Origin of the sequence: Candidimonas nitroreducens, from assembly GCF_002209565.1 — a bacterium.
Lineage (GTDB): Bacteria > Pseudomonadota > Gammaproteobacteria > Burkholderiales > Burkholderiaceae_B > Candidimonas > Candidimonas nitroreducens.
Map to the genome: position 1 here is coordinate 1 of NZ_NJIH01000031.1, position 914 is coordinate 914.

The 914-nt window shown below is 66.3% G+C and carries 1 protein-coding gene; it reads right to left on the bottom strand.

Annotated features, from left to right (window positions below; translation table 11 throughout):
- A partial coding sequence (locus tag CEY11_RS24935) for a branched-chain amino acid ABC transporter permease (protein ID WP_088606147.1) occupies positions 1 to 914 on the bottom strand: 914 nt, incomplete at its 3' end.

Below are 914 nucleotides of genomic sequence, written 5' to 3' on the forward strand. Positions count from 1 at the left end.
TCGATGAAGTAGCGCCAGCCCAGCTTGCGGAAGCGCCGCAGCACGTCGGCCAGCCCGCGCGGCATGAGCGTCACCGCCACCACGATCACCACGCCGAAGAACAGGCCGGCGATGCTGGTGACCTCGCTGGAGAGAATTTCCGAGATGGCCGACAGGATGAACGAGCCGACGATAGGCCCGAGCACGGTGCCCGGCCCGCCGAACACCGCCATGATGATCATCTTCACGTTCAGCGTGATGTCGAAGGCGCTTTCCGGGTCGAGGAAGGTGATCCAGTAGGCGTGGATGCCGCCGGCCAGGGCGCTGAAGATGCCGGCCAGGGTGAAGGCCATGATCTTGTAGCGCGTGGTGTCCACGCCCATGACCACGGCGCCTTCCTCGTTCTCGCGGATGGCGATCAGGCCGAAGCCGAAGCGGCTGCGCGTCAGCCACCACACGGTCAGGGTGGCCAGCACCAGCAGGATCAGCGACAGCTCGTAGAACAGCGGATCGTCGTTCAGCGGCGGCAGCACCAGGCCGATGTTCTGCCCGGCGATGCCGATGTTCGAGACGATGGCCGCCATGATCTGCGCCAGGGCCAGCGTGGCGATGGCGAAGTAATGGCCCTTCAGGCGCAGCACCGGCAGGCCCAGGCACAGTGCGAAGATCACCGCCAGGGCCACGCCCAGGGCCATGCCCACGGCGAACGGCAGGTGCAGCGACACCATGGCGATGCCCACGCCGTAGCTGCCCAGGCCGTAGAACACCGAGTTGCCGAAGGACGCGTAGCCGGTATAGCCGCCGATGATGTTCCAACCCTGGGCCAGCACGGCCAGCAGCAGCGTGCTGATGCCGAACTGGATCATGACGTCCGAGCCGTACAGCGGCAGCAGCGCCAGCGCGATCAGCACCAGCACGATCAGGATCGGGCGCAG